The following is a 26,698-nucleotide window of genomic DNA, read 5'->3' as shown; positions in this document are numbered from 1 at the left end:
TTTAAATGAAGTTAGTAATAATAGATTATGGTGCAGGAAATATTAAAAGCATACAATTTGCTTTTAATAGGTTAGGTGTTAATGCAGTTCTATCAAATAATCCAGAAGAAATCATATCAGCAGATAAGGTTATTTTCCCTGGTGTTGGAGAGGCAAGCAGTGCTATGGTAATGTTAAAACAAAGCAAATTAGACTTGGTTATTCCAAAATTAAAACAACCTGTTTTGGGTATTTGTTTAGGTATGCAGTTGTTATGCCATTCTACTGAAGAAGGAAGTACTAAAGGATTAGGAATTTTTGATGCACATGTAAAACGTTTTCCTAATAATGTAAAAGTGCCTCAAATGGGATGGAATGCAATATCCAATTTAAAATCAGATTTGTTTAAAGGAATAAAAGACAATGCCTTTATGTATCTTGTGCACAGCTATTATGCAGAACTTTCAAATCAAGTTATTGCAACAACAAACTATGGTTTAGAGTATGCATCAGCCCTAGAAAACAATAATTTTTATGGTGTTCAGTTTCATCCTGAAAAAAGTAGTTTAGATGGAGAAAGAATTTTAAAGAATTTTATTGAATTATAAATATGAGAATAATACCTGCAATTGATATTATAGATGGTAAATGTGTGAGACTAACCAAAGGTGTTTTTGAAACCAAAAAAATCTATAATGAAAATCCATTGGAAGTAGCCAAAAAATTTGAGGCAGCTGGCATAGAATATTTGCATTTAGTAGATTTAGATGGTGCAAAAGCCAAGGAAATAATTAATTACAAAGTCCTTGAGCAAATAGCTTCTAAAACCTCATTAAAAATTGATTTTGGAGGCGGCCTAAAATCTAATGAAGACTTACATATTGCTTTTAATTCTGGAGCAAAGCAAGTTACCGGAGGCAGTATTGCGGTTAATGATGAAAAGACCTTTGAAGGTTGGATTTCTAAATACGGAGGAACCAAAATTATTCTAGGTGCCGACTGTAAAGATGAAAAAATTGCCATTAGTGGTTGGTTAGAGAAAAGCAATCTAGATGTTACTCCTTTTATTAAAACATATCAAAAAAAGGGTATTCAGTATGTTATTTGTACAGATATTTCTAAAGATGGTATGCTTGAAGGTCCATCCTTTGAATTGTATAGAAAAATCATTTCAGAATGTACTACAAGTCAAGATCAAGCTATTAAATTAATTGCTTCTGGAGGAGTTTCGTCTGTTCAAGATATTAATAAATTGGAAGATTTGGGCTGTGAAGCCGTTATAATTGGTAAGGCTTTATATGAAGGTAAAATTAGTTTAAGAGATTTAGAAACGCAAATGTAATATGCTGACTAAAAGAATTATTCCGTGTCTCGACATTAAAAATGGAAGGACTGTAAAAGGTGTTAATTTCATTAATTTAATTGATGCTGGTGATCCGGTAGAATTGGCAAAGCAATATGCTGCTAAAGGGGCTGACGAGTTGGTTTTTCTAGATATTTCTGCGACAATTGAAGAGCGTCAAACAACACTCGAAATGGTCCTGCATGTGGCAGAGCAAGTTAATATTCCGTTTACTGTTGGAGGAGGAATATCTAGTATTGAAGATGTCGATGCTTTGCTGAAATGTGGTGCAGATAAGGTGTCTATTAATTCTTCAGCAGTAAAACGACCTGAATTAATAAATGAATTATCAAACAAATTTGGCAATCAATGTATTGTTGTAGCTATTGATGCCAAAAAAATAAATGAAAACTGGAAAGTTCATTTGGCAGGTGGAAGTATTCCAACCGATATAGATTTGTTTGATTGGGCAAAAGAAGTAGAACGGCGAGGTGCAGGAGAAATATTGTTTACTTCAATGAACAATGATGGTACAAAAAACGGATTTGCAAATGATGCTCTGTCTAGATTATCAAAAGAATTGAATATTCCTATAATTGCTTCTGGTGGTGCAGGAAACATGCAACATTTTGTTGATACTTTTAAAATTGGAAAGGCTGATGCAGCATTGGCTGCAAGTGTTTTTCATTTTGGTGAGATTGAAATTGAAGATTTAAAAGAAGAATTAAAAAAGAATAATATAGAAGTACGATTGTAATGATTATAGATTTTAATAAAAACAACGATGGATTAGTCCCTGCAATTATTCAAGACGCAAACACAAGAAAGGTGTTGATGCTTGGTTACATGAATGAAGAGGCATATTACAAAACACTAGATACTAAACAAGTCACTTTTTATAGCAGATCAAAAAATCGATTATGGACCAAAGGTGAAGAAAGTGGAAATAGTTTAAATCTTGTTGATATTAAAGTAGATTGTGATAACGACACCTTGTTAATTCTGGTAAATCCGGATGGTCCAACATGCCATAAAGGAACAGATACATGTTGGGCAGAGAGTAATGAACAAACCTTTGGTTTTCTATCTCAACTTGAAGATGTCATAAAAAACAGAAAAGATAATTCTAAATCAGATAAATCTTATGTGGCTTTGCTATTCGAAAAAGGTATTAATAAAATTGCTCAAAAAGTAGGTGAGGAAGCAGTAGAAATGGTTATAGAAGCCAAAGACTCTAATTCAGATTTATTTCTCAATGAAAGTGCGGACTTACTCTTCCATTATTTGATACTATTACAAGCAAAAGGTTATTCCCTAAAAGATATTGTCGAAGTTTTAAAATCAAGACACTAATAAAAAAAGCATTAATTATATAATTAATGCTTGAAGGCTTTTATTAAATTATTCTTCGTTTAAGAAATCCATCCTTTAGCTGCAGATTTTCTTGAAAACCATACAAGAAATATTGCAAATACAATTATCATGAGTACCATAACCATACTAGTTACTTGATCATTTATAAAAGCATAACCCATTTGAACTATAACGGCTATTAATGATATTAAAAATAATGTTACAGCCCATTTTTTTCTTAAAAGTAATGTAATACTTCCTAGTGCACCACCAAATACAGCAATTGCAAAAGCAGCTGTTAACCATGCAGGATGGTTAGCTATAATTTCTAGTTGTTCAGGTGGATACATTTCACGAAAGCTCTCCGTATTATAAGCTTGTTGCAAATATGCATTCACACCCATTCCGTTCCAAACAAGGGCTATAACACTTACAATCCAAAACCAAATTGGTGGTTTATTTGTTGAATTTTCAGACATAATATTAGTTTTTAGTTAGTAAATAATGAATACAATGTATAAAAATTTTGTCATATGTGGTAAAAAAGGTTACTTGTAGGACGATTGTTAATTTAAAGCTTTCGCTTTTGAAGAAGTATTATTATCTATTTAAAATTCAATATTTAGGCTATCGGTTTCATGGGTGGCAAAAACAACCAAAATTAAAAACGATTCATTTGATGATAGATAGAACTTTCAATTATATCCTTGAAGGCAAGCGATTTAAAACATTAGCTTCAGGTCGAACAGATGCCATGGTTTCTGCCAACGAAGCGGCATTTGAACTTTTTCTAAATGAACCTATTGAAGACAAGAAAGCATTCCTGGAATTGTTCAATTATAACTTGCCACAAGATATTAGGGCTTTATCTATAGAAGAAGTTGATGAAAACTTTAATATTATACAACATTCAAAAACAAAAGAATACATTTATCTTTTTTCACATGGACAAAAAAATCATCCGTTCTGTGCGCCAATCTTAACCACTATTTTAGATGAACTCGATATTGTAACCATGAAAAAAGGCGCTAAACTTTTTCAAGGAAAGCACAATTTTAAAACATACTGTTACAAAGCAACAGATAATGGTATATACAAAAGAGAGGTATTGTTATGCGAATTAGAAAAAAACAATTTATTTACTGCAAACTTTTTCCCAAAGGAAACTTATATATTAAGAATAAAGGGTAAAGGTTTTATGCGAAACCAAATAAGACTAATGATGGGAGCACTTATTAAACTAGGCAAAGGTGAGATTTCTTTAAGTTATATTGAAGATTCCTTGAAGTCTGGAAGCAAAGAGGTTATGGATTATATTGCTCCAGCTTCAGGATTAATTTTAAACGATATTAAATTTGAATAACTTGATTAAATTAGTTTTATAGCATAGAAATATCTTATGAATAATTTTTTGGATAAAGCCATAATTTTTTCTTTGTACATGTAGATTATGCAAATCTTATTGAAAACCATGTAACTCTTTATCTACCATTATATTTGACCTTTGTAGTAGCTTGTTCTATAAGAGAATATAGTATAATATTAACTAGTAAATTTAAAATAATGAAATTCATATTAATAATGTTAGTAATGGTTGTCTTTGGAACTGCAATGGCGCAAGAAAAACCAAAAGAAGTAAAAGAAGAGACTGAAATTAAAACTGTTAAGGTTAAAACAGATAAAGGAACTACTGAAAAAAAAATAAAGGTAGTTATCAAAGAAACAGGAAATGTTGAGTTGGATGGTAATGATATAAATAAAGTTAATCAAGACCGAGTCAATTCATCTGTTAAGGTTGAAAAAACTACAATGATTGATAATGATTCTGATTCTGAGTATGACATAGCATCAATCGAAACGTATTACAAATTAGATAACGAAAGCTATATGTTATCTCCTAATAAGAGAGGATTCGATATTCAGTTTAATAATAATCATTCTAAATTCATAAAGGTGGCAAAAGTATGGAATACTAGCTCGGGCAAACATTATCTTGTGCACGAAAAGGAGAATAAAGGCATTGGATATTTTGATACTGAAGGAAATTTTGTTGTAGAATATTACAACAAGGATCTAGATTTAATTGAAACAAAAACTTATAGAAGAACAGATTTAGATTAATATATAATTGTTAACGTTATATGAAAAGTTCCAATTTAATTGGGACTTTTTGTATTTTAACAAACAAAATTATTTATATAATATGAATATAACAGTACCAAAAGAAGCATTAACTTTTTTTAAGTCCCTTGAAAAGAACAATAATAGAGATTGGTTTAACGAACATAAAAAAGAGTTTAAATCTATAGAAGCAAAAGCAAAGCAAGCCTATAATGCTTTGTTTGAAGCCATCAAAACACATGACGATGTAGATAGCTTAAAAATGTTCAGGATTTATCGTGATGTTCGTTTTTCAAAGAACAAATCACCTTATAAAACCCATTTTGGAGGAGCATACCATAGAAAGAAACCACATTTACGTGGTGGTTACTATTTGCACATAGCTCCAAATAATGAGTCTTTTATTGCTACAGGCTTTTGGGAACCAAACAAAGAAGATTTACTCCGCATCAGAAAAGAGTTTGAAATGGATGATACGGAAATGCGAAAGATTATGAACAATAAAAAATTTAAGGATGTTTGGGGTGTACTAGTAGGAGACGAGCTAAAATCTGCACCAAGAGATTTTGACAAAGACCATCCAGCAATAGATTTAATTAGAAAAAAACAATACATCTTTGTAAAAAAATACACAGACAAAGAAGTATTAGAAGAAGATTTTCTTAAAAATGTAAATGAAGCATTCAAATTAATTCGACCATATTTTGATTATATGAGCGATGTGCTTACTACAGATCTTAACGGAGTTTCAATTATATAGCAGTAAGCATTTTAGGCCTTTCAAAAAGCTGAATGTTATTTTGTAGATGCTCTTTTACGATATGCATCATTCGCTTATTTAAAGCAGAAGAATTTTCTATATATAGCATATATTCTTCAACTGTAAAAAGCCCTATAATCATACCTTTTAAAGAATTTCTAAATTTGATGTCTTTATTAATAGAATTATCAATGTAAGCCACGCGTTTTTCTAAAGTAAGATTGTAAAAAGTACTCTTATGTTTTGCTAGATAATTTCTAAAAACTTCAATAATCAAATCTCCTTGAAGCATTGTAATAGGTCGAAGTACCAAGTTTTGAAACCGTTCATCAGAACTCATATTATCGTTAATTAAACTTGGGGAAACTTCTGGACGGATTGATTTTAAATTAGTGTTTCGAGTGTCCATGGCATTTAAAATTTAATTAAAAATATAGATTAATGATTATTAAAAAAGAGGTAAGAGTTATACTTGTTAACGGCTTTATGAACAATTAAGAGTTCTTATATTTATAAAAATTTAGATAATGAAATTCGGAAGCACAGATGACCCAGGAAATATAGATTTTACATTGCCATCAGACCATCCTGACAATCAGAAGGTTTTAGAAAAATGTAATGATAAAAAACCTTTAAAGGTTTATGTTGGTTGTGCAAAATGGAATAAAGCAGATTTAAAAGGATTTTACCCAAGAGGAACAAAAGATGAATTAGCATATTATTCTTCTCAATTCAATTCCATAGAGCTTAATGCTACTTTCTACAGAATTTTCTCGGCAGAACAATTTGAAAATTGGAAAGAAAAAACACCAGAAGGATTTAAATTTTTTCCAAAATTAAATCAGGAGATTAGCCATTGGAAACGTTTAAACGAGGTTAAAGATGTTGTGGAGAACTATCTTTACCATGCATCCAATCTATATGAAAAGCTTGGAACAATCTTCTTACAAATGCATAACAATTTTGCTCCAAAAGATTTTGACAGAGTAGTAACTTTTGTTGAGAGTTGGCCAAAAGAAATACCTTTAGCTATCGAATTCAGGCATACCAATTGGTATAATGATGAAATTGTTGCAAATGAGCTTTATGATTTATTCGAGAAAAATGATATTTCTAATATTATTGTAGATACTGCAGGAAGAAGAGACTTGCTACACATGAGGTTAACAAATGGAACAGCTTTTGTAAGATATGTTGGAGCAAATCACAAAAAAGATTACTCACGTCTGGACGATTGGGTTGCAAGGCTTAAGACTTGGAAGCAACAGGGTATTAATGAAATTGATTTTTTTGTGCATCAAAATATTGAGAAAGAATCGCCATTACTTTCATCATATTTTATTGAAAAGTTAAATAATGAACTGGATACTGATTTGAATTTACCAACAATGGCATAGGTTATTTTTCAGGATAATCAGGAATATTCAAACCCAAAATAATATCACGATGAGCTTCACTAATGTTACCGTTTTTCTCTAAAGTTACAACGCCAGATCCACCTCTTGGGTTTTCTCTTTTTCTCATTCTTTCAGGTAGATTTGGGTCATCTTCAAAATGAAAATCATCAATATAATATTCATTTTTATCTGTCTCTTTTACGGTGACATGCATGTGTTGAGAAATGGTTGTGTTATGATATGATGCTGGTCGTAAGGTATAAAAGGTGTAGTTTCCATTAGCATTGGTTTTAATCCAACCTCTTAAATAACCATGTCTGCGTTCCCAACCTTTAGACCGATTGGTTGATGGATAAATACCTTTCTCATTGGTGTGATAGATGTAAATAATAACATCTTTTGCTGGAGTTTTACCATCAATTTCATATACTGTACCACTAATTTTTATTTTATTATTGGAATTATTAAAATCAGGTAAGGTATCTACATTTTGAAGACGTTTGTTTCCGTATTCATAAATCGCTTCACATCCTTCACACGGTCCACCAATATTTTTTAGGGTTTCCTTATTATTTTGTGATTTAATACAAGAAGAAAATAAAGTTAATATGATAAATAAACAATAAACCTTTTTCACAATTATTAAAATTAAGTTGAGTTTCTAAATTAAAGAATTTTCAAACCTTAAAGTCATGTTTAAGAAAAGTTTATAATTTTTAACTAAAAATTAATTAAGAACATTTTTTAAATATTTCTTGGGCTATTAAAGTATCGTTAATTCGATGTTAATTACTTGAAGCGTATTTAATTATCTAATATTTTTAGATAAACTAATTCAAAATGAAAAAAATAATCTTTAGCTTCACTCTTTGCTGCATGGTTTTACTGACACTTTCGGCATTTAAAAAAGACAGCAGCCCATTTACTGAAAACTTTATTACTGAAGATACCAAGATAGCATCAATTAATGCTTTAACCTTTGGTCCAGAGGGAATATTATTTATTGGCGATTCAAAAAATGCAGCCATTTATGCTTTAGACACTAAAGATTCAAAAGCTAATGATAAAGCACCAGAGATTATGATTAACGATTTTGATAATAAAATTGCTGCCTCTATAGGGACAACCAAGGACAATATTAAGATTACAGATATGGCAGTAAATCCAGTTTCTAAATCGGTATACTTTTCAGTTAATGTAACCGATGGCACTCCAGTATTGTTGAAATTAAATGGAGAAAAGTTTGAAAACATTTCATTGAATAGTGTAAGTTATTCTAAAGTTGAGTTAACGAATCCTGTTGGTGTTGACGATGAAGATCATAGAGGACGCCCTTTAAGGAACTGGGCAATTGCAGATATGATGTATCATAAAGGAAAAGTAATGGTTTCAGGTTTATCCAATAAAGAATTTAAATCTACATTTCGGAGTATAGATTTCCCATTTAATGACAATGAAGAATTTGCTTCTTTAGAAATTTGGCATGCTGCTCATGGTAGATTTGAATCCTATGCACCAATTAAAGCTTTTAATGTTATTAATATAGAGAATGAAGATTATTTAATAGCTAGCTATACCTGTACGCCTTTGGTGTTATTTCCATTAAAAGATTTAAAAGGGAATAAGCATATTAAAGGAAGAACAGTTGCAGAATTAGGTGGAGGTAATTCTCCTTTAGATATGATTGTATTTGAGAAAAATGGCAAACAAAAGTTTTTTATGTCAAATTCAAACCGACCAGTAATGCGTATAGATTATGATGATATTGCAAATTTTAAAAACTCACTTACGGAAGAAGTTAAAGAATTTGCTGCCACAGATGGTGTAACTTATGACAACCTACCTTTTGTTAATGTATTGCAGATGGATAATTTGGACAACGAAAACGTATTGTTCTTAATCAGAGATCGAGAAGGAGATCTGGTTTTAAGAAACAGAACTAAACAATGGATGTAATTCTTCAGAAAAACATGTTTAAGGCCAAGGTTTTCTTGGTCTTTTTTTGTTTTGTTATTCTTTTTAATTGTAAGCAAGTCAAAAACATTGACAATGAACTTATAAATTATGAAAATGATAAAGCCGTAAGCATTTCCTTTTCTTCTAATGTTAAAACAGATGAATTAAAGATCACTTTAAAAGGCAATAACACAGCCATTTTAGGCGATTTTTATTCAAATAAGGGCATTGTAACTTTTAGGCCAGTTATCCCATTTACTAGTGGAAAAGAATATGAATTAAAAGATCAAGATGCAACCTTAATAACATTTAAAATTGAAGATTTAATTTCAACCAAGGCAGAATTATTAGGTATCTATCCAACCAAAGACACAGTGCCAGAAAATTTGTTGAAAATGTACTTCGTATTTTCTAAACCAATGCAAGAAGTAAAATCTGCATTAGAATATATTACTGTAATTGATAACACTAAAAAAGAAGAAGTTCCAGTTTTCCTTGAGCTACAAACTGAATTATGGAATAAAGACCATACACAATTAACGCTTTGGCTAGATCCTGGCCGTATTAAAACAGATTTAATACCTAATAAAGAATTGGGTTTGCCAATTGTAAATGGAAACACTTATACCATTAGGGTTTCAAAAGATTTTAAAGATGCTAATGGAAATCTATTAAATGAAAATTTTCATAAAACTTTTTTGGTAAGAGAAAAGGATTCAAAATCACCAGATATAAATAAATGGTTAATTAAAACTCCGTTAGCAAATACACAAAACGAATTGATAATAGATTTTGGTGAATCGTTGGATTTTGCTTTGGCTTTGGAAACCGTAAAGGTTTTGGATTCAATTAATGAATTAGTTCCAGGTGATTTTAAACTAACAAATAACGAATCTGTCCTAAAGTTTCAACCAAAATCGAACTGGAAAAATGGTAATTATTCCATTTCAGTAAATACAGAGCTAGAAGATTTGGCAGGAAATAATTTAAACTATCTTTTTGATAGAGATTTAAATGAAGAAACCATTAAGACAGAATATCCAAAATTCAAATCAATTCAATTTGAAATAAAATAAAGCAAAATTTAATTCTCAATCTTACCAGTTAACTTGAATATAATATTTATTTCGCAATAAGTTTGTTGAATTTATTAAGAACATTACATTAATTTCAATATGTGGTCATTCTATTATTAATTTTATAAAAGTGCGTGAACATCGTATCTAAACTAATTAATTAATTATATAAAAAAATTGTTTTTTATACATTTGTCAACTTGATTTCTCAATAAAGGTTAACAATTAAGATGGCAAAACGAAGAATTGAAATAATGGATACCACATTGCGTGATGGAGAGCAAACCTCAGGTGTATCCTTTTCGGCTTCAGAAAAATTAACCATTGCGAAGTTATTATTAGAAGAGCTTAAAATTGATCGAATTGAAATTGCGTCAGCAAGAGTTTCAGAAGGCGAGTTTCAAGCAGTTAAAAATGTTACAAATTGGGCCACTCAAAACAATTATATAGATGCAGTTGAAGTTTTAACCTTTGTTGACAAAGGAGTATCAATCCAATGGATGATTAAAGCAGGTGCCAAGGTTCAGAATTTATTAACAAAAGGTTCATTAAACCATTTAATTCATCAACTCAAAAAAACTTCTAATCAGCATTTTAAAGAGATAGAAGAAGTTATTAATCAAGCTAAAGAACATGATATTGAAACCAATGTCTATTTAGAAGATTGGAGTAACGGTATGAGAAACTCCAAAGATTATGTTTTTGAATTTTTAGAGTTTTTGTCTGCTCAACCAGTAAAACGAATAATGTTACCTGATACATTGGGAGTTTTAACTCCGAGAGAATCTTTTGAGTTTATATTAGAGATAAGAAGTAAGTATCCTCAATTACACTTTGATTTTCATGCTCATAATGATTACGATATGAGTGTTTCAAATGTTATGGAAGCCATAAAAGCTGGTGCAGATGGTATTCATTTAACTCTCAACGGAATGGGAGAGCGTGCAGGCAATGCACCATTAGCCAGTGTTATTGCTGTGATTAATGATTTTCTCCCAGATATCAAAGTTAATGTAAATGAAAAATCTTTGTATACCGTAAGTAAACTTGTTGAAACATTTTCCGGATTTATGATTCCCGCAAATAAGCCTATTGTTGGAGCTAATGTGTTTACTCAAACTGCAGGAATCCATGCAGATGGAGATAATAAGAAAAACCTCTATTTTAATGATTTAATGCCAGAGCGTTTTGGTAGAAAGCGTAAATATGCATTGGGGAAATCTTCTGGCAAAGCAAATATTCAAAAGAACTTACAAGAGTTAGGGTTACAATTGAATGATGAAGATCTTAAAAAAGTAACTGAGCGCATCATTGAACTAGGAGATAAAAAACAAGTAGTTACAAAAGAAGATTTACCTTATATCATTTCAGATGTTCTAGACAGAACCTATGAAGAAAAGGTAAAAGTTAATTCGTATGTATTGACGCATTCGAAAGGATTAAGACCTTCTACTACAGTTGCTTTGACAATTAATGGAGAAGCCCATGAACAAAATGCACAAGGAGATGGTCAGTTTGACGCTTTTATGAATGCCATTAGAGAAATTTATAAAAAAACACATTTAACGACCTTGCCAGAATTGATAGATTACGCAGTTAGAATTCCACCAGGAAGTCATTCTGATGCGCTATGTGAAACAATTATTACCTGGAAGAATTCAGAGAAAGAATTTAAAACACGCGGATTAGATTCAGATCAAACAGTATCAGCTATTAAGGCAACAGAAAAAATGCTCAACATTATTACAAATTAACACTTAACAATTTATGAAATTAAACATAGCGCTTTTAGCAGGAGATGGTATTGGTCCAGAAGTCATTGATCAAGCAGTAAAAGTATGTGATGCTGTTGCAAAAAAATACGGTCATGAAATTATTTGGACTTCAGCTTTAACAGGTGCAGCAGCAATTGATGCTGTTGGAGAACCCTATCCAGATGCGACTCATGATATTTGTATGAAAGCCGATGCTGTTTTGTTTGGTGCTATTGGTCACCCAAAATATGATAACGACCCAAGTGCAAAAGTAAGGCCAGAACAAGGTTTATTAAAAATGCGTAAAAAATTGGGGTTGTTTGCTAATGTAAGGCCAACCTTTACTTTTCCTTCTTTAATAGAAAATTCTCCTTTAAAAAGGGAACGCATTGAAGGAACCAATTTGGTTTTTTTAAGAGAATTAACCGGAGGTATATATTTTGGAGAAAAAGGTAGAAGAGATGAAGGCACAACTGCGTATGACAATTGCGTATATACCAAAGCAGAAGTTATAAGATTAGCAAGAAAAGGATTTGAAATGGCTATGTCTCGTTCTAAAAAATTGTGCTGTGTAGATAAAGCTAATGTCTTGGAAACATCACGTCTGTGGAGAGAAACTGTTCAGGAATTGGAAAAAGATTATCCAGAAGTAACAGTAAGTTATGAATTTGTAGATGCTGTTGCTATGCGTTTGGTACAATGGCCTAATTCTTATGATGTTTTAATAACTGAAAATTTATTTGGAGATATTCTCACAGATGAAGCTTCGGTAATTTCAGGATCTATGGGATTAATGCCTTCAGCTTCTATTGGAGAGCATACTTCTTTATTTGAACCTATTCATGGCTCTTATCCGCAAGCAACGGGATTAGATATTGCAAATCCATTAGCAACTGTTCTTTCTGCAGCTATGATGTTTGAAGATGCTTTTGGTTTAAAAGAAGAAGCTGATGCAATACGAAATGTAGTAGATAAATCATTAGAAGTAGGTGTAGTAACGGAAGATTTATCAGGCAGCAACAAAGCTTATAAAACAAGCGAAGTAGGCGATTGGTTAGCCAATAATCTTTAATCTAATTATTTAAGAAGCTTGAATTACTAGGAAGTTCAAAAATTTCTAAATCAAAATAAGGAACTGCAGCAATGGCATGGTCAAAAATATCTGCCATAATGTATTCGTAATTTTCCCAACGTTTATCACTACTGAATGCATAAATTTCCAAAGGAATTCCTTGTGATGTTGGAGCCAACTGCCTTGTCATAATCATCATATCTTTGTTGATTGCAGAATGATGCTTTAGATATTCTTCAATGTATTTTCTAAAAACACCAAGATTAGTCAGATTCCTACCATTTAGTAACAACGACTTATCAATATTTTTTTTAGAATTATATTCATCAATGTCGGACTGTCTTTTAATCAGATAAGCTTTTATAAGTCCTATATTTTTCAAATTATCTACTTCTTCAGTCTTTAAATATTTCACACTATTTTGCTTAATATTCAAAGCTCTTTTAATACGTCTTCCATCAGAATTTACCATACCTCTCCAATTCTTGAAAGAATCAGAAATAAGAGCATAAGTTGGTATGGTTGTAATAGTTTTATCAAAGTTTTGAACTTTAACTGTTGCCAGACTAATTTCTATAACATCACCATCTGCACCATATTTTTCAAAGGTGATCCAGTCACCAATATGCACCATGTTATTTATAGAAACCTGAATACTAGCAACAAAGCCAAGAATTGTATCTTTAAAAATGAGTAAAATCACGGCTGAAGCTGCTCCTAACCCTGTAAGAAATTTTAAAAATGGAATACCAGTAACGATTGCAAATGCGGAAAGTATACCAATAGCCCAAGCAAAGATCATAAATACCTGGATATAACTTTTTAAAGGTTTATCACTAAACCTAGGGAGCATCTGTAAATAATCATGAACACTATTAAGCAAGCTTCTAACTATCCAAAGTGTAAGTATTATGGCAAAGACCTGCAAGCTTTTTTCAACAATGTTTTCAAAATAGTCAAAGTCTGCGAATACTATTGGAATAAACTCTAAAACAATGAGTAAAGGAATAATATGGGCAATGTTTCTTGGGAGTTTATTCTGGACTAAAATATCATCAAAGTTAGTTTCTGTTCTTTTAGAAAAAGTTGTAAAGACAGAAAGTAAAATTTTTCTAACAATGAAATCAATGATGAAAACAACAATGAGTAATGCCAGAAGTAATGCTAACATGTTTAAATATTTAGCGGTTGTTTCTGGCATTTGAACAGAAATTAAATAATCGTATAAAAGATGCTTTAGAGATTCCAAAATTTATGCAGTTTTTAAATATTTTTTATCGATATAAAATGTGCCAAAAGGAATAATGGATGCCAATAATATATAACTAAAATCTTTAGTATTCCACTTAAATTCACCTTTTAATAAAAATGCAAAAGCAACATAGGCAATAAATAAGAGACCATGTGGCATACCTAAAAGCTTTACATACTTTGGTTCTTCCATTAGATATTTTATCGGGGTGGCCATAAATAATAGTAGTATATAAGAAACCCCTTCTAAAAAAGCAATAATTCTAAAAATATTTAAAGTAGATAACATTCTTTATTTTTTTAAAGTGCAAAGATATTAATACTTTATTCTTTTTACTTTCAAATATAAAATTATCTTGAATTATTATCTGGATTTTTTAAAACAACATGCAGGATTTATAATTGAATAAAATACCTGTATCATAGTATTAAGGATAAAAAAAGTAATCAATTAAATTTTAGCAGTCATAAGAATTCAAATTCATAAAAATTTAGTATATTGAAGTCTGATTTCAGGTTTAAATTTTGAAATTAATCGATTATGAAAATCTACTATTCACATATAATGTATACTTAAAACGTAACTCAAAAAGTTGCGTTTTTTTATTTTAATGTTATAAGTAGTTTTTCCATTCAACTAAAAATTAAATAAATGAAAGTATACGACGACAAGCATATTAAGAATGTTGTCTTTGTGGGTGCTCATGGCAGCGGTAAAACTACATTTGCTGAAACCATGCTTTTTGAAGCAGGTTTAATTAACAGAAGAGGTACAGTAGAATCTAAAAATACTGTTTCCGATTTCCATGACATAGAAAAAGAAAGACAGACTTCAGTTTTTGCAACACCATTACACACAGAATGGCGTAATTATAAGATTAATATAATTGATACTCCTGGTCTGGATGATTTTATAGGTGAGATCATTTCTTCAATAAGAGTAGCAGATACAATAGTTACGGTAATTAATGCAAGACATGGCGTTGAAATTGGAACAGAAATTATATGGAGTTATATAGAAAGATTTCAAAAACCTACCCTTTTTGTCATCAATCAGATAGATCACCCAACAGCTAATTTCGACGAGAGTTATAAGAGTTTATCTCAATTGGTAGGAAATAATGTAGTAAAAATACAATATCCTCTAAAAGTTGATGGAGCGCAATGCATTGTTGATGTTCTTAAGATGAAGATGTATAAATTTTCACCTGAAGGGGGCAAACCAGAAAAATTACCAATTCCTGAAGATCAGCTAGAAATTGCTAATGACCTCCATAATGAATTGGTAGAAAGAGCAGCAGAAAATGATGAAGAACTTTTAGAATTATTTTTTGAAAAAGGAACACTCAACGAAGACGAAATGCGAAAAGGTATCAAAGCTGGTATGCTTAATCATGAAGTTTTTCCAGTGTTTTGCATTTCAGCATTAAATGATATGGGTACAGGCCGCTTAATGGGTTTTATAGACAATGTAGTTCCAGCCACAGCCGATTTAAAATCTATACAAAGTGTTGAAGGCAAAGAGATTGTACCTTCAAAGGATTCGCCAACTTCATTGTTTGTATTTAAAACGTTTCATCAACCCAATTTAGGTCAAGTTACTTTTTTTAAAGTAAAATCTGGTGAAGTTAAGGTTAATGATAAGCTTGTAAATTCTAGAAATGGAGAAACAGAAATTCTCAATCAATTGTTCATCATGGATGGTGAAAAAAGAGAGTCTGTGTCTAAATTAACGGTTGGAGATATAGGAGCAACTTTAAAACTTAAATCCACTGAAACTAGTGACACTTTAAGTTCTAAAAATTTTCCTGTAACCATCAAACCTATTAAATATCCTGAACCGCGCATAACTAGGGCTACTTCTCCAGTTGAAAAAGCCGATGATGAAAAGTTAAGTGATGCACTTAAGAAAATCCATAGTCAGGATCCAACAGTTGTAATCAAATACTCTAAAGAAACCAAACAGTTATTGGTAGGCTGTCAAGGAGAGCTTCATTTAGCCACCATAAGTTGGGCTTTAAGAAATTTATATGGTGTTGAAGCGAAATTCGACAAACCCAAAATTCCTTATCGAGAAACAATTCAAAGGGCTGCAAATGCCAGTTACAGACACAAAAAACAATCTGGAGGTGCAGGACAATTTGCTCAAGTACACATGAAAATAGAGCCTTGGCATGAAGGGATAGAAGAGCCTGAAGGATTTAATATAAGAGGAAAAGAAGAATTGGATCTTCCATGGGGTGGAAAATTGGTGTTCTACAATTGTATAGTTGGTGGCGTTATCGATTTAAGATATTTGCCTTCTATTATGAAAGGTATTCTAGAAGTTATGGAATCTGGACCATTAACAAATTCTTATATAAGAGATGTAAGAGTTATGGTTTATGATGGTAAAATGCATGCAGTAGACTCTAACGATATTTCTTTCAAAATAGCTGGAGCTCACGCATTTAAAGAAGCATTTCTAAATGCCAATCCAAAATTATTAGAGCCAACTCAAGAACTTGTTGTAAAAGTACCAGAGGATATGGTTGGTAATGTCATGACCGATTTGCAATCCAGACGTTCTATCATTTTAGGCATTGAAAGTACAGGTAATTATCAAATACTTAAATCTCAAACTCCTGCAGCAGAATTGTATGGATATTCAACAGATTTACGCTCAATAACACAAGGAAGGGCAACCTTTAGTTCGGTATTTTCATCTTATGAGTCCGTACCAAAAAATGTTCAAGACCAATTAGTAAGTAATAATTAAATTTAAATAACATGTTAGCAACTAAAGTATCTTATTTAAGCGATTTAAAGTTCAATTTAGAAACTTGGAAAAGAGAATTACGTTTTCATTTTAATGAAATGGATACGTTTGAAGAAAAATTAGAAGAAATAGCAGCCAGAGAATATGATAAACGCGCGACAAAGAAGATTGAAAATTTTCAAAATCGTATCATGATTGAAAGAAACGAAATTTCAAAATTAATGCATCGTTGCAAGCGAAAAATGAATAATTTATTGATTGCAGACTATAATGAAAACATTGATGGTCGCCTTATACAAGAACAACGTCCTCTTAAAGATGATATGCGTCATTATATAAAGATGCATTATGATCTTAAAGAAGAAATGATGGATTTCTTTGCACGTTGGTTATAAACAATTTATTCAAATAGATTATATAATTATGAAAAGCAGATTGTTTATTTGCCTTGTACTAATTTTTAGTGCTCAAGTCATTAACGCACAATCAAAGGCTGAAAAAAAAGATGAAAAAGAAGCAAACGAGCTTAAAGAATATAGGCATATTCAAACCATAATAGATTCAAAAGCGTTTGAATTTGTTGGGAATTGGGCAACGACTCAAAAAGGAAGGAGGATTAATCTAATTGGTAATCCCAATTATTTAAGGGTGGATGGCACAAAAGCAGAGGCAGATTTACCATATTTTGGAGTCGCTCAAGTTGCTAGTTATGGTGGTGATGCTGGTATAAATTTTAATTGCGATCTCTCCAAATATGAAGTCAAAAAAGTGGATAAAAAGAAACGGATCGTCATTAAAGCCAATGCCTCTGAAGGTTCGGAGAAGTTCTCACTTACCTTGACAGTATATCCCAGTGGAAATACCTCTTTATACATAATCAGCAGTAATAGAAACAGCATTACTTATGATGGAAAACTCTCAAAAAAATAGCAAAGAAAGAATAATAGAATGAAAACATCATTTTTATTAATAGTCGCATTTACATTATTTATCAGTAATCCAATTGCCAGTCAAGACTTGACTCAAAAACAACTGGAAAGAGAAAAAAACAAAGTTGAAATTTATACGCCGAATGAGAAAGACAGTATTCAAATGTCATTTTATAACCAAGCAAACAAAATGGGTCTGTCTGAAAAGAACAGAGAAAAGTATAATCGAATTATTACCGATTTTGTCTTCGATATGAAACGAGTAAATGACAAAGACAAAGATCTTTCCGCTGAAGAAATGGAAGAAAAATTACTGAAATTGGAAGTTAAATCCAATAACAAGGTAAAACAAATTTTAAATCAAGAGCAATTTGAAAAGCATAAAAAAGTCTTTGGAGATTTGGTCAGTGATGCGATAATTAAATTAAAGAAATAGCGTCTTCAAATATTGAACAAAAGGTTTGTTAAGAAAATGATACAAGGTTTACTTTGTGTCATTTTCTAGTTTCTGGATGCTTCTTTCTCAATCTTTTCAATATTTGATCTTATCTTTTTAAACATAAAAGAATACGCTAATTTATCTCAATTTTTAGTGCTGAATATTACTTTTTATGAAAAACCCAACTAAAAATTTTATAATTTTTCTGTTAATTATTTTTGTTTTTTATGGGTGCAATAAACCAATTTAAGAAACCAAATAGGTTATGCATTTAAGGTCTTTTAAAGTAACTGAAATCACCTACCGTGAAGATGGTCTATTGTTACAATAGACCCTTACAATTAAAAGTTAACAACCATCTATAATAACGTCTAGGTTACCATCTTTTGATATAATACTAAAAGTTATAAACTCTGAAGTACAACGTGGTTCAATAGTAAACTGTATGTTTCCATGAATCCTAAAGTCTTTTTTATTGAGAAGTTTAAAAGGTTGTTTATAAGAAGTGTTTTTATAATATAATTCAAAAGGTTCATTTTGGTTGCATTTTTTATGTACTAGTTAGGACAAAAGCAGACATAAAAATTATATATCTTTGTTAAAACGACTTTTAATTTATGAAAAACATTTTTTATTTCCCGCTCTTTATTTTAATCCTTTTTTCTTGCAAAAAAGAAAATCCTATCGATAACAAACAAGTAATTTTTGATGGCATAGATAACTCTATAAAGCCAGGCGACAACTTCTTCAGCCATGTTAATAAAACTTGGTATGATACTGCGGTCATAGATGATGATCAGGTAGGAGTAGGCTCTTACAGATACTTAAATATTCCTCAACAAAAGTTATTGCAAAGTATTTTAGAAGAAGTGTCTCGTCAAGAACATCCTGTAGGAAGTATTGAACAGAAAATAGGAGACTTCTATGCATCTGGAATGGATACAGTAAGCATTAATAGACGTGGATTTAAACCTATAGAACCTATTTTAAAAAATATTGAAACCATTAAGGATGTTTCTGGAATAATGACTTTTGTAACCGAACAACTCAAGGAAAACGGTGGTTCAATTATTGCCGTGTATGTAGATGCAGACGACCAAAATAGCAGTATTAATATTGCGCATGCAGTCCAGACCGGAATTGGCCTGCCAGATCGCGATTATTATTTCAGAACCGATTCAATTTCTTTGGCTATTCAAGATGCATATATAAACTATTTAAGTAAATTATTTGATCTTGTCAATCAAGAGAACAGCTCCAACTTGGCCAATACAGTTTATAACATCGAAAAAGAACTGGCTACATCTCATAAGACTAGAACTGAACGGAGAGTTGTAAAAGAAAACTATCATAAAATGGCAATATCTGAACTCAATGATAATCAACCAAATATAGGTTGGGGAAACTTATTATTAAATTTAGGTGCAGAGGCAGATTCTATCAATGTCAGACAACCAGCATATTATGAAAAATTGGATGCTATGCTCAAATCTGTTTCTTTAGAAGACTGGAAAGACTATTTAAAGGCACATACTATTAGTAACTATGCCAATATTTTAAGTCAACCTTTTCAGGATACAGCATTTCAGTATTCTAAAGTATTATCAGGCCAGTCTGTTCAAAAATCTCGTAAACAACGCATGGCGCGAAGGGTAGATGGCCAATTGGGTTTTGCGTTGGGTCAATTATATGTTAAACGTTATTTTAACGAAGATGCTAAAAAGAGAGCTTTAGAGCTTGTAGATAACCTTCAAAAAGCCTTTGAAAACAGAATTGATAAACTGGATTGGATGAGCGATAGCACAAAACTAAAAGCTAAAGAAAAATTGTACACCATTACCAAAAAAATAGGTTATCCAGATGTTTGGAAAGAATACAATGTCACAATTCTAAGAGACCAATTTTTTGAAAATGTAGTAGCTTTAAACAAAAATGAGTTTAATTATCAACTTAACCAATTAAACAAACCACCAAATAAAGAAGAATGGTTTACTACACCATCAACGGTAACTGCATATTATAATCCATCAGCGAACGAGATTGTTTTTCCTGCTGGAATATTACAATCGCCATATTTTGATTTTTATGCAGACGACGCTGTTAATTATGGTGGTATCGGTATGGTCATTGGTCATGAGTTAACCCACGCTTTTGATGATCAAGGTGCGCAATACGACGGTAATGGCAATGTAAATAACTGGTGGACAGAAGAAGATTATGAAAAGTTTAAAGCTAGAACACAACAGATCATTGATCAATATGATCAATTTACAGTTTTAGATAGTGTACACTTAAAAGGTGCCATGACAGTTGGTGAAAACACAGCAGACAATGGAGGTATTGCCATTGCTTATGATGCGTTTAAAATGACAGAACAAGGTCAAGATACTACCAAGATTGGAGGTTTTACACCAGATCAGCGTTTCTTTTTATCCATTGCTCGTATTTGGCGTGTTAAAGTACGTGATGAGTTTCAACGCAACTATGTAGCTACAGATCCACATTCTCCTGCAGAATGGCGCGTTAATGGTCCGTTAATGAACTTTACACCGTTCTATGAGGCGTTTGATGTTCAACCTGGAGACAAGAATTATAAATCAGAAGAAAAACGGATTAAGATTTGGTAACGCAATGGTAGTAAAAAGCTAACTAAAAATTTAGTAACTTTAATTTCCTCATTTTTACAGATAGACATACTTGATTTTGGTATAACCATTTGTTAAACATAAATACTAAAAAAACATGGCATTAAAAAGTGTAAAAGCTTATGGAACTGATGCTCCAGAAGCCGATTTAAAACAATTAAATATCAACAGAAGAGCAATTACCAAAGACGATATAGAAATAGACATTTTATATTGTGGTGTTTGCCATTCAGATTTGCATTTTGCTCGTAACGACTGGGGAATGACAGTATACCCGATTGTTCCTGGTCATGAAATCGTTGGAAAAGTTACTCAAATAGGAGTAAATGTTACCAAACACAATATTGGCGATATTGTTGCAGTGGGTTGTTTAGTAGATTCCTGTAGAACTTGTAAAAATTGCAAGAATGATTTAGAACAATATTGCCCAGGATGGGTTGGCACCTATGGTGGTTTTGATAAGCATTTAAACGAACCCACTCATGGTGGTTATTCTGAAACTATTGTAGTAGATGAAGCATTTGTTTTAAGTGTTCCGGAAAATCTAGAACTGCCAGGTCTTGCGCCTATTTTATGTGCAGGTATTACTGTTTGGTCACCTTTAAGATATTGGAATGTAGACAAAAATAGTAAAGTGGCAGTAGTTGGTCTTGGTGGTCTAGGGCACATGGCCATCAAATTGGCTCATGCTTTAGGTGCTAATGTTACTTTGTTCTCACGATCTACAAGTAAAATTGAAGATGCAAAAGCTCTAGGTGCAGATCAGGTTATTATCACTACAGATGAAGCCCAATTAGAAAGTGTGACGGGGCATTTTGATGTTATTATAGATACTGTTCCTTATGCACACGATTTAAATCCTTACATAAACACTTTAAGCACAAATGGTACTTTGGTAGTTGTAGGATATTTGGGACCTTTAGATCCAATGCTCGTCACTGTACCAATGATACTCGGACGTAAAGCTGTTGCAGGTTCTTTAATAGGAGGTATAGCAGAAACCCAGGAATTATTGGATTTCTGTGGTAAGCATAACATTACATCTGATATTGAAGTTATTGATATACAGAATATCAACGAAGCTTATGAGCGTATGCTAAAAAGTGATGTAAAATACCGATTTGTCATCGATATGAAATCACTTAAAAATTAATTTTCAATGAAGTCTTATAAGCAAACAAAAAGATCAGAATTATATACAAGAAGAATGGATTAAGATTTGGTAATAATTTAATATGTGTTACGATATAAAAGCCACATATGAATCTCAATTAAAAAGGGCAGAAGCAAGAGGAGATATTCAGGCAGTAGAAGAGATTAAAGAGAAACTTATACCATTTACAGATTTGCCACTATTTCATTCTTCAGGTTTTAGTCATCCAGATTTGCTGATTTATACAGATGATTCTCCTTATTTTCCTACAATTGCAACATGGGGACTAATTCCTCATTGGGTTAGAGATGAAGAAGGCATGAAAAAAATATGGAATAATACTCTAAATGCTAGAGGCGAAACCATATTTGAAAAACCATCATTTAAAGAATCTGCAAAACATCATAGATGTTTAATCTACATAGATGGGTTTTATGAGCATCACCATTATAATGGTAGTACTTATCCATTCTATATTTATAGAAAAGATGGCAAACCAATGATTTTAGCTGGTTTGTGGAATGATTGGGAAACTGAATTTGGAGGCATTGTCAATTCTTTTTCTATTGTTACCACTGAAGGTAATTCAATGATGGCAAAAATTCATAATAATCCGAAGCTTAAAGGCCCAAGGATGCCACTTATTCTGTTTGAAGAACTTGCTGATGTTTGGTTAAATCCAATTAATGATGATATAGACAAAAAATTAATTCAAGAGCTTATAAAACCGTATCCAGTAGATGAGCTAACATATCATAGCGTTGCAAAATTAAGAGGAAAAGAATATCCAGGAAATTTAGAAAATATATCAGATGAGGTTGTTTATAAAGAATTAGTGTTTTAAAATTTAAAATATATAAATAATGAAAACTATAAAATTAATTTTAAACCTTCTTTTTTTTGCACTATCATTTAACCTTTGCCTAGCTCAACAAGATTTATCCCAATTAGAGTTTCTTATTGGTACTTGGCAGGTAGAAGGAAAACAAAATTTTGAATACTGGGAAAAGGTAAGTGAAACAGAATTTATCGGTAAAGGTTACAAGATAAGAGATGGCGTTACCAGGATATCAGAAACGCTTGAACTTAAAGTTAATGATAACAACATTACATTCATTGCTACTGTACCAGACCAGAACGAAGGTCAGAGCATTCCTTTTACTTTAAGCGCATCTCTTGACAACCTATGGTCTTTTGAAAATCAAAACCACGACTTCCCAAAAAAGATACAATATCAGCTTCTGGAAGGTGGAAAGATAAAAGTTAATGTTTTGGGAGAAAATGATAAAGGTTTTTCTTTTTATTTTATAAAACAGTAACTCATAAAAAAAAGCCTGAACTTATTCAGGCTTTTTTTATTATTGGTTAGATATTAATTGGTGTCTTGTACAGATCCTGAACCATCAATACGACTTGAAATACTAGGATAACCCTTGTAACTAATAACAGATGACCCTTCAATTATTACATCTAAATAATCTTCGACAGAAACATTACAGTTTCCGCTGCCTTCTACATATATCTCACAGGAGTTGGATACTACTGGGAAAGCATCAAAATTTCCCGAACCATAAATTTCTATATCAAGATTTTCTAAATCTTCAAAGTTTTTAAATCCCGTGATAGTACCACTGCCTTCAATGAGTACATCAAGCCATTTTGCACCTTGATTGGCATTAAGATCAATGGATCCAGAACCTTCAAGGATGACTTCCATATAGTCTTGGCTTACAAAATCTTTAACCAAAATACTACCAGAACCAACCAACCTGACATAATTCATCTCTGGTACTTTTACATGTATTTCCAATTGGCTGTTTCTATAGCAGCCATCTTCAAGTTCGGCTTTCCAAACACCATTACTTACACTGCGCTTTAGTTTGTTAATTATGTTTCTGTGACCAGTTACAGTGACTTCTTGGGTATTGGATTGTGAAATAATAACATGATCTGTTCCAGAGCTTCTTATCCCAGAAAAAATTGCTAATGGAATGGTTTCCGTGATTATGGTCCCGTTGCCTGTAATACAGTCTTCGTCTGTTGTACAGGAAGCTATAATGATGCTCATTAAGAGTATTACAAAGGTTTTAAATTTAATAGTTTTCATGATTGTTTGTTTTATAATTAATTTAATTTGTTTGCTATTTTTAATAATAGAACTGAAAAAGATTTTTCAATTAATGACGATCTATTTTCGTGTATGTTACTCTGTTTTAAGAATTACATATCAAATTCAGTTTCAACATCTTTTGTTTTCTTTTTGTAATTGCTCAACTTATAACTTACATTGAGTAGTAAGATGGGAGACTCATTATTAAAGTCACCAACAAGATTCATATTGGCTGTATTGGTATAGAGTTCATAGTTCAATGATTGCAATACGTCCTTTAATTGCAGATTTACAGAAAGCTTGCCATCAAGAAATTGTTTTTTCAATGCAATGTCCATAAAGAAGTAATTACTCAATTCTCCTTGCGAGCGTGCTGTTTTGCTGGCATAATAGCTTATAACCTGGAGCGATGAGGTGTTGTTTAAGTTTACAGAGTTAACTACTTGAGAGGTCCATGAAAAATCATTATTGCTAGATTTAGTACCATCAATATTAGCCCATATATCATAATAAAACAGACTTGTATTAGCATTAACACTCCACCAATCATTGAAGTTGAAGTTATACATAAGTTCTGTTCCGATAGACTTGTCACCACTGTCATTATGAAAGATAGTATGTATTTTATCGTCGTCTTCAACAGTTAACTTTTGTTCAATTTTGTTCTTTGTAGTCCGATAATACAGGTTTGCTGCAAAAGATGTTTGGTTTTTGCTATAGCTGTAACCAAATTCATAATTGCGAATAATCTCTGGAATCAAATAGGGGTTTCCTTCAGAATAGAAATAATCATCCTGAAACTCTGGATAAGGATTCATATAATATTCATCTGGACGATTAATACGGTTAGTCAATGCAAATTTTACATTGGCGTTGTCGTTTAGGTTTTTACTTAAGAATACTCCAGGAAAGAAATTGGCTTTATGATATTTGTATTCATCATCGGTATTTTTACTTCTTAAAACTCTGTCGGTATATTCCATTCTCAAACCAAACGATGTGCTTAAACCCCAAAAAGAACTGTTTAAGTTTAGATAAGCAGCATATACACCTTCATTAAATTTATACTTTCCTGTATAATCAGGATGGTTCACCCAATCATTTTGGTCATAATCATATTCTGAATAGGTAAAGTTTAAAAAGCGGTTGTATTGATGATAGGAGACACCAGTTTCCAAATTACTTTGCTCCGAAACTACATTGGTATAATCAGCATCAAAACGTACGTCATTACTGTTATTCCTATTGGAAATGTCTAATCTGTATGGTTCGGGGTCGATGATAATCTGATTTTCATCTGTAAGATATGAAGCCTGACTGTTGTTAAAATCATAATCTATATAAGAATAGTATAAGTTAAAAGACAATATGTCATTACTTTCATTTAAAGTTCTAGTCAGACCAAGGTTATTGGTAAAGAATGTAGGCTTAATAGTTGTGTAAAACGGGTTGTATTTATGTTCCTCACTACTTTCTGGTACAGTGTATCCAGAGTTATTTGTAAGGACCTGACCGTCTATTTTGTTATATCCAGTGTGAAAAGAATACGATAGGTTGGTCTTTTCGTTTGGGTTGTAGTCTAGCCCAAATCTGAACCCTAGGTTAGACTCGGTAAACTTTCTATCCTGAAGCATGGTGGCAAAGTGGGTATTATCTTCATTATAAAGTGTCCGGTAATAATTGTTATTAGCTGTTTTGGAGTAATCTCTCCATTCTGTGCCGAAAGAATAACTTACTTTCTCTTTATTCAGGTTTATATTCACATCGCCAGCGTATTTATCCTTGGTCCCAACAGATGCATTTACGATACCATTGAATCCTGATACAACTCCTTTCTTGAGTATAATATTGATAATACCTGCGCCGCCTTCGGCATTGTATTTAACCGATGGATTGGTAATAACTTCTATGTTCTTAATAGTGTTTGCAGATGTTTGCTTTAAAACATCTTGAGCACTTAATGTGGTTGGCTTACCGTTGATAAGAATAATGAAGTTGGTACTGCCTCTTAATTTTACATTGTTATCTGAATCAATCTGAATGGATGGGGAAAGCCTTAAGGCATCAACAGCTGTTCCGCCAGTTGCAAGTAAGTTTGAGCTTACTGATAGTACTTGCTTATCAACTGCATGCTTTATAGCTTTGGTTTTAGAAGTTACTACCACTTCATCTAGCGCTTCTAGATTATGCTCAAGGAGAATAGTTCCAAGATCAATGTGTCTCTCATTTGCCTTCAATACAATGGTCTCAACGGTATAATCTTTATAACCCATAAAACTTACTGTTAAGTAATAATCACCTTCACTTACTTTATCCAGTAGAAATATACCTTCGTCGTTGGTTATGACCCCAGTAATTAAAGTAGCATCCTTTTTAGAGTATAATGCCACTGTGGCATAAGCTACCGTTTTTTTGGTCTGTTGTTCTTCAACTGTTCCAGAGATGGTCCATTTGGCTTCTGAAGTAAATGCTTTTAGAGATGTTAAAGATATACTTACTAATACGAACAGTTTAAATAGTGTTTTCATGGTTTCAATGATTTTATGAGACAAATGTCCTGTAGAAATCATTGAAAATCGACCGACTAAAAAAAGTCGAACGCA

27 protein-coding genes are annotated in these 26,698 nt (G+C 31.8%); 20 read left to right on the top strand and 7 right to left on the bottom strand.

Features of this window, described 5'->3' with window-relative positions; translation table 11 throughout:
- Positions 1 to 5: 5 nt before the first annotated feature.
- The 4 genes from hisH to hisIE are packed head-to-tail and all read left to right on the top strand — an operon-like array spanning position 6 to position 2,674.
- Positions 6 to 587, top strand: coding sequence for an imidazole glycerol phosphate synthase subunit HisH (gene hisH / locus AAFP94_RS13145; protein WP_316663203.1), 582 nt, complete (start codon positions 6 to 8; stop codon positions 585 to 587).
- 2 nt (positions 588 to 589) lie between these two features.
- Entirely contained in the window at positions 590 to 1,321 is a 732-nt protein-coding gene (gene hisA, locus AAFP94_RS13140) for a 1-(5-phosphoribosyl)-5-[(5-phosphoribosylamino)methylideneamino]imidazole-4-carboxamide isomerase (protein ID WP_316663202.1), read from the top strand.
- A 1-nt stretch (position 1,322) separates the two neighbouring features.
- On the top strand, positions 1,323 to 2,078 hold the full coding sequence (hisF, locus tag AAFP94_RS13135; RefSeq protein ID WP_316663201.1) for an imidazole glycerol phosphate synthase subunit HisF: 756 nt from the start codon (positions 1,323 to 1,325) through the stop codon (positions 2,076 to 2,078).
- On the top strand, positions 2,078 to 2,674 hold the full coding sequence (gene hisIE / locus AAFP94_RS13130) for a bifunctional phosphoribosyl-AMP cyclohydrolase/phosphoribosyl-ATP diphosphatase HisIE (RefSeq protein ID WP_316663200.1): 597 nt from the start codon (positions 2,078 to 2,080) through the stop codon (positions 2,672 to 2,674). Before hisF ends, hisIE begins: the two co-directional genes overlap by 1 nt.
- Positions 2,675 to 2,733: 59 nt before the next feature.
- On the opposite strand, the gene AAFP94_RS13125 is transcribed toward hisIE, so the two are convergent.
- The gene (locus AAFP94_RS13125) at positions 2,734 to 3,153 is read right to left on the bottom strand and encodes a hypothetical protein (protein ID WP_316663199.1); all 420 of its coding nucleotides are present in this window, start codon (positions 3,151 to 3,153) and stop codon (positions 2,734 to 2,736) included.
- A gap of 107 nt (positions 3,154 to 3,260) precedes the next feature.
- Here AAFP94_RS13125 and truA point away from each other — a divergent pair, with 107 nt between their 5' ends.
- The 3 genes from truA (at position 3,261) to AAFP94_RS13110 (ending at position 5,555) form a co-directional block, all read left to right on the top strand.
- A complete protein-coding gene (gene truA / locus AAFP94_RS13120) occupies positions 3,261 to 4,037 on the top strand; it encodes a tRNA pseudouridine(38-40) synthase TruA (protein WP_316663198.1) in 777 nt (258 codons plus the stop codon).
- A gap of 200 nt (positions 4,038 to 4,237) precedes the next feature.
- The gene (locus tag AAFP94_RS13115) at positions 4,238 to 4,795 is read left to right on the top strand and encodes a hypothetical protein (RefSeq protein ID WP_316663197.1); all 558 of its coding nucleotides are present in this window, start codon (positions 4,238 to 4,240) and stop codon (positions 4,793 to 4,795) included.
- 82 nt (positions 4,796 to 4,877) lie between these two features.
- Positions 4,878 to 5,555: a DUF2461 domain-containing protein gene (locus tag AAFP94_RS13110; RefSeq protein WP_316663196.1), complete on the top strand. Its 678-nt coding sequence runs from the start codon at positions 4,878 to 4,880 to the stop codon at positions 5,553 to 5,555.
- On the opposite strand, the gene AAFP94_RS13105 is transcribed toward AAFP94_RS13110, so the two are convergent.
- On the bottom strand, positions 5,548 to 5,964 hold the full coding sequence (locus AAFP94_RS13105) for a glyoxalase (protein ID WP_316663195.1): 417 nt from the start codon (positions 5,962 to 5,964) through the stop codon (positions 5,548 to 5,550). The genes AAFP94_RS13110 and AAFP94_RS13105 overlap by 8 nt on opposite strands.
- A gap of 118 nt (positions 5,965 to 6,082) precedes the next feature.
- Between AAFP94_RS13105 and AAFP94_RS13100 the strand changes: the two genes are divergently transcribed.
- Complete coding sequence (locus AAFP94_RS13100; RefSeq protein WP_316663194.1) at positions 6,083 to 6,952, top strand: DUF72 domain-containing protein; 870 nt, start codon at positions 6,083 to 6,085, stop codon at positions 6,950 to 6,952.
- A 1-nt stretch (position 6,953) separates the two neighbouring features.
- Here AAFP94_RS13100 and AAFP94_RS13095 read toward each other — a convergent pair whose 3' ends face one another.
- Complete coding sequence (locus tag AAFP94_RS13095) at positions 6,954 to 7,589, bottom strand: dioxygenase family protein (protein ID WP_316663193.1); 636 nt, start codon at positions 7,587 to 7,589, stop codon at positions 6,954 to 6,956.
- Between the two features lie 203 nt (positions 7,590 to 7,792).
- Here AAFP94_RS13095 and AAFP94_RS13090 point away from each other — a divergent pair, with 203 nt between their 5' ends.
- From AAFP94_RS13090 to leuB, 4 genes are all read left to right on the top strand, one after another.
- Entirely contained in the window at positions 7,793 to 8,908 is a 1,116-nt protein-coding gene (locus tag AAFP94_RS13090; RefSeq protein ID WP_316663192.1) for a hypothetical protein, read from the top strand.
- Positions 8,899 to 9,984 (top strand): Ig-like domain-containing domain, encoded by a 1,086-nt coding sequence (locus AAFP94_RS13085; protein ID WP_316663191.1) that lies wholly within the window; start codon positions 8,899 to 8,901, stop codon positions 9,982 to 9,984. Before AAFP94_RS13090 ends, AAFP94_RS13085 begins: the two co-directional genes overlap by 10 nt.
- Positions 9,985 to 10,214: 230 nt before the next feature.
- The gene (locus tag AAFP94_RS13080) at positions 10,215 to 11,738 is read left to right on the top strand and encodes an alpha-isopropylmalate synthase regulatory domain-containing protein (protein ID WP_316663190.1); all 1,524 of its coding nucleotides are present in this window, start codon (positions 10,215 to 10,217) and stop codon (positions 11,736 to 11,738) included.
- A 13-nt stretch (positions 11,739 to 11,751) separates the two neighbouring features.
- Positions 11,752 to 12,810 carry a 3-isopropylmalate dehydrogenase gene (gene leuB, locus AAFP94_RS13075; RefSeq protein WP_316663189.1) on the top strand — a complete coding sequence of 353 codons (1,059 nt, stop codon included), beginning with the start codon at positions 11,752 to 11,754 and terminating at the stop codon, positions 12,808 to 12,810.
- Position 12,811: 1 nt separating this feature from the next.
- Here leuB and AAFP94_RS13070 read toward each other — a convergent pair whose 3' ends face one another.
- Complete coding sequence (locus AAFP94_RS13070; RefSeq protein ID WP_316663188.1) at positions 12,812 to 14,011, bottom strand: mechanosensitive ion channel family protein; 1,200 nt, start codon at positions 14,009 to 14,011, stop codon at positions 12,812 to 12,814.
- Between the two features lie 51 nt (positions 14,012 to 14,062).
- Positions 14,063 to 14,350 (bottom strand): DUF3817 domain-containing protein, encoded by a 288-nt coding sequence (locus tag AAFP94_RS13065; protein ID WP_316663187.1) that lies wholly within the window; start codon positions 14,348 to 14,350, stop codon positions 14,063 to 14,065.
- Between the two features lie 363 nt (positions 14,351 to 14,713).
- Here AAFP94_RS13065 and AAFP94_RS13060 point away from each other — a divergent pair, with 363 nt between their 5' ends.
- The 8 genes from AAFP94_RS13060 (at position 14,714) to AAFP94_RS13025 (ending at position 23,304) form a co-directional block, all read left to right on the top strand.
- On the top strand, positions 14,714 to 16,819 hold the full coding sequence (locus tag AAFP94_RS13060; RefSeq protein ID WP_316663186.1) for an elongation factor G: 2,106 nt from the start codon (positions 14,714 to 14,716) through the stop codon (positions 16,817 to 16,819).
- An 11-nt stretch (positions 16,820 to 16,830) separates the two neighbouring features.
- The gene (locus AAFP94_RS13055) at positions 16,831 to 17,214 is read left to right on the top strand and encodes a hypothetical protein (protein ID WP_316663185.1); all 384 of its coding nucleotides are present in this window, start codon (positions 16,831 to 16,833) and stop codon (positions 17,212 to 17,214) included.
- A gap of 28 nt (positions 17,215 to 17,242) precedes the next feature.
- Positions 17,243 to 17,749: a DUF4251 domain-containing protein gene (locus AAFP94_RS13050; protein WP_316663184.1), complete on the top strand. Its 507-nt coding sequence runs from the start codon at positions 17,243 to 17,245 to the stop codon at positions 17,747 to 17,749.
- An 18-nt stretch (positions 17,750 to 17,767) separates the two neighbouring features.
- A complete protein-coding gene (locus AAFP94_RS13045; RefSeq protein ID WP_316663183.1) occupies positions 17,768 to 18,184 on the top strand; it encodes a hypothetical protein in 417 nt (138 codons plus the stop codon).
- Between the two features lie 620 nt (positions 18,185 to 18,804).
- Positions 18,805 to 20,814, top strand: a complete 2,010-nt coding sequence (locus AAFP94_RS13040) for a M13 family metallopeptidase (RefSeq protein ID WP_316663182.1) — start codon at positions 18,805 to 18,807, stop codon at positions 20,812 to 20,814.
- Between the two features lie 115 nt (positions 20,815 to 20,929).
- On the top strand, positions 20,930 to 21,985 hold the full coding sequence (locus tag AAFP94_RS13035) for an NAD(P)-dependent alcohol dehydrogenase (protein WP_316663181.1): 1,056 nt from the start codon (positions 20,930 to 20,932) through the stop codon (positions 21,983 to 21,985).
- 82 nt (positions 21,986 to 22,067) lie between these two features.
- A complete protein-coding gene (locus AAFP94_RS13030) occupies positions 22,068 to 22,829 on the top strand; it encodes an SOS response-associated peptidase (RefSeq protein ID WP_316663180.1) in 762 nt (253 codons plus the stop codon).
- 19 nt (positions 22,830 to 22,848) lie between these two features.
- On the top strand, positions 22,849 to 23,304 hold the full coding sequence (locus tag AAFP94_RS13025) for a DUF6265 family protein (RefSeq protein ID WP_316663179.1): 456 nt from the start codon (positions 22,849 to 22,851) through the stop codon (positions 23,302 to 23,304).
- A gap of 53 nt (positions 23,305 to 23,357) precedes the next feature.
- On the opposite strand, the gene AAFP94_RS13020 is transcribed toward AAFP94_RS13025, so the two are convergent.
- Positions 23,358 to 24,092 carry a head GIN domain-containing protein gene (locus AAFP94_RS13020; RefSeq protein ID WP_316663178.1) on the bottom strand — a complete coding sequence of 245 codons (735 nt, stop codon included), beginning with the start codon at positions 24,090 to 24,092 and terminating at the stop codon, positions 23,358 to 23,360.
- Positions 24,093 to 24,205: 113 nt separating this feature from the next.
- Complete coding sequence (locus AAFP94_RS13015) at positions 24,206 to 26,623, bottom strand: outer membrane beta-barrel family protein (RefSeq protein ID WP_316663177.1); 2,418 nt, start codon at positions 26,621 to 26,623, stop codon at positions 24,206 to 24,208.
- Positions 26,624 to 26,698 lie beyond the last annotated feature (75 nt).

The sequence above is a fragment of the Gilvirhabdus luticola genome (assembly GCF_040117515.1).
Lineage (GTDB): Bacteria > Bacteroidota > Bacteroidia > Flavobacteriales > Flavobacteriaceae > Gilvirhabdus > Gilvirhabdus luticola.
Note: the sequence above shows the minus strand (reverse complement) of the source record. Positions and strands in the feature narration are given on the sequence as shown.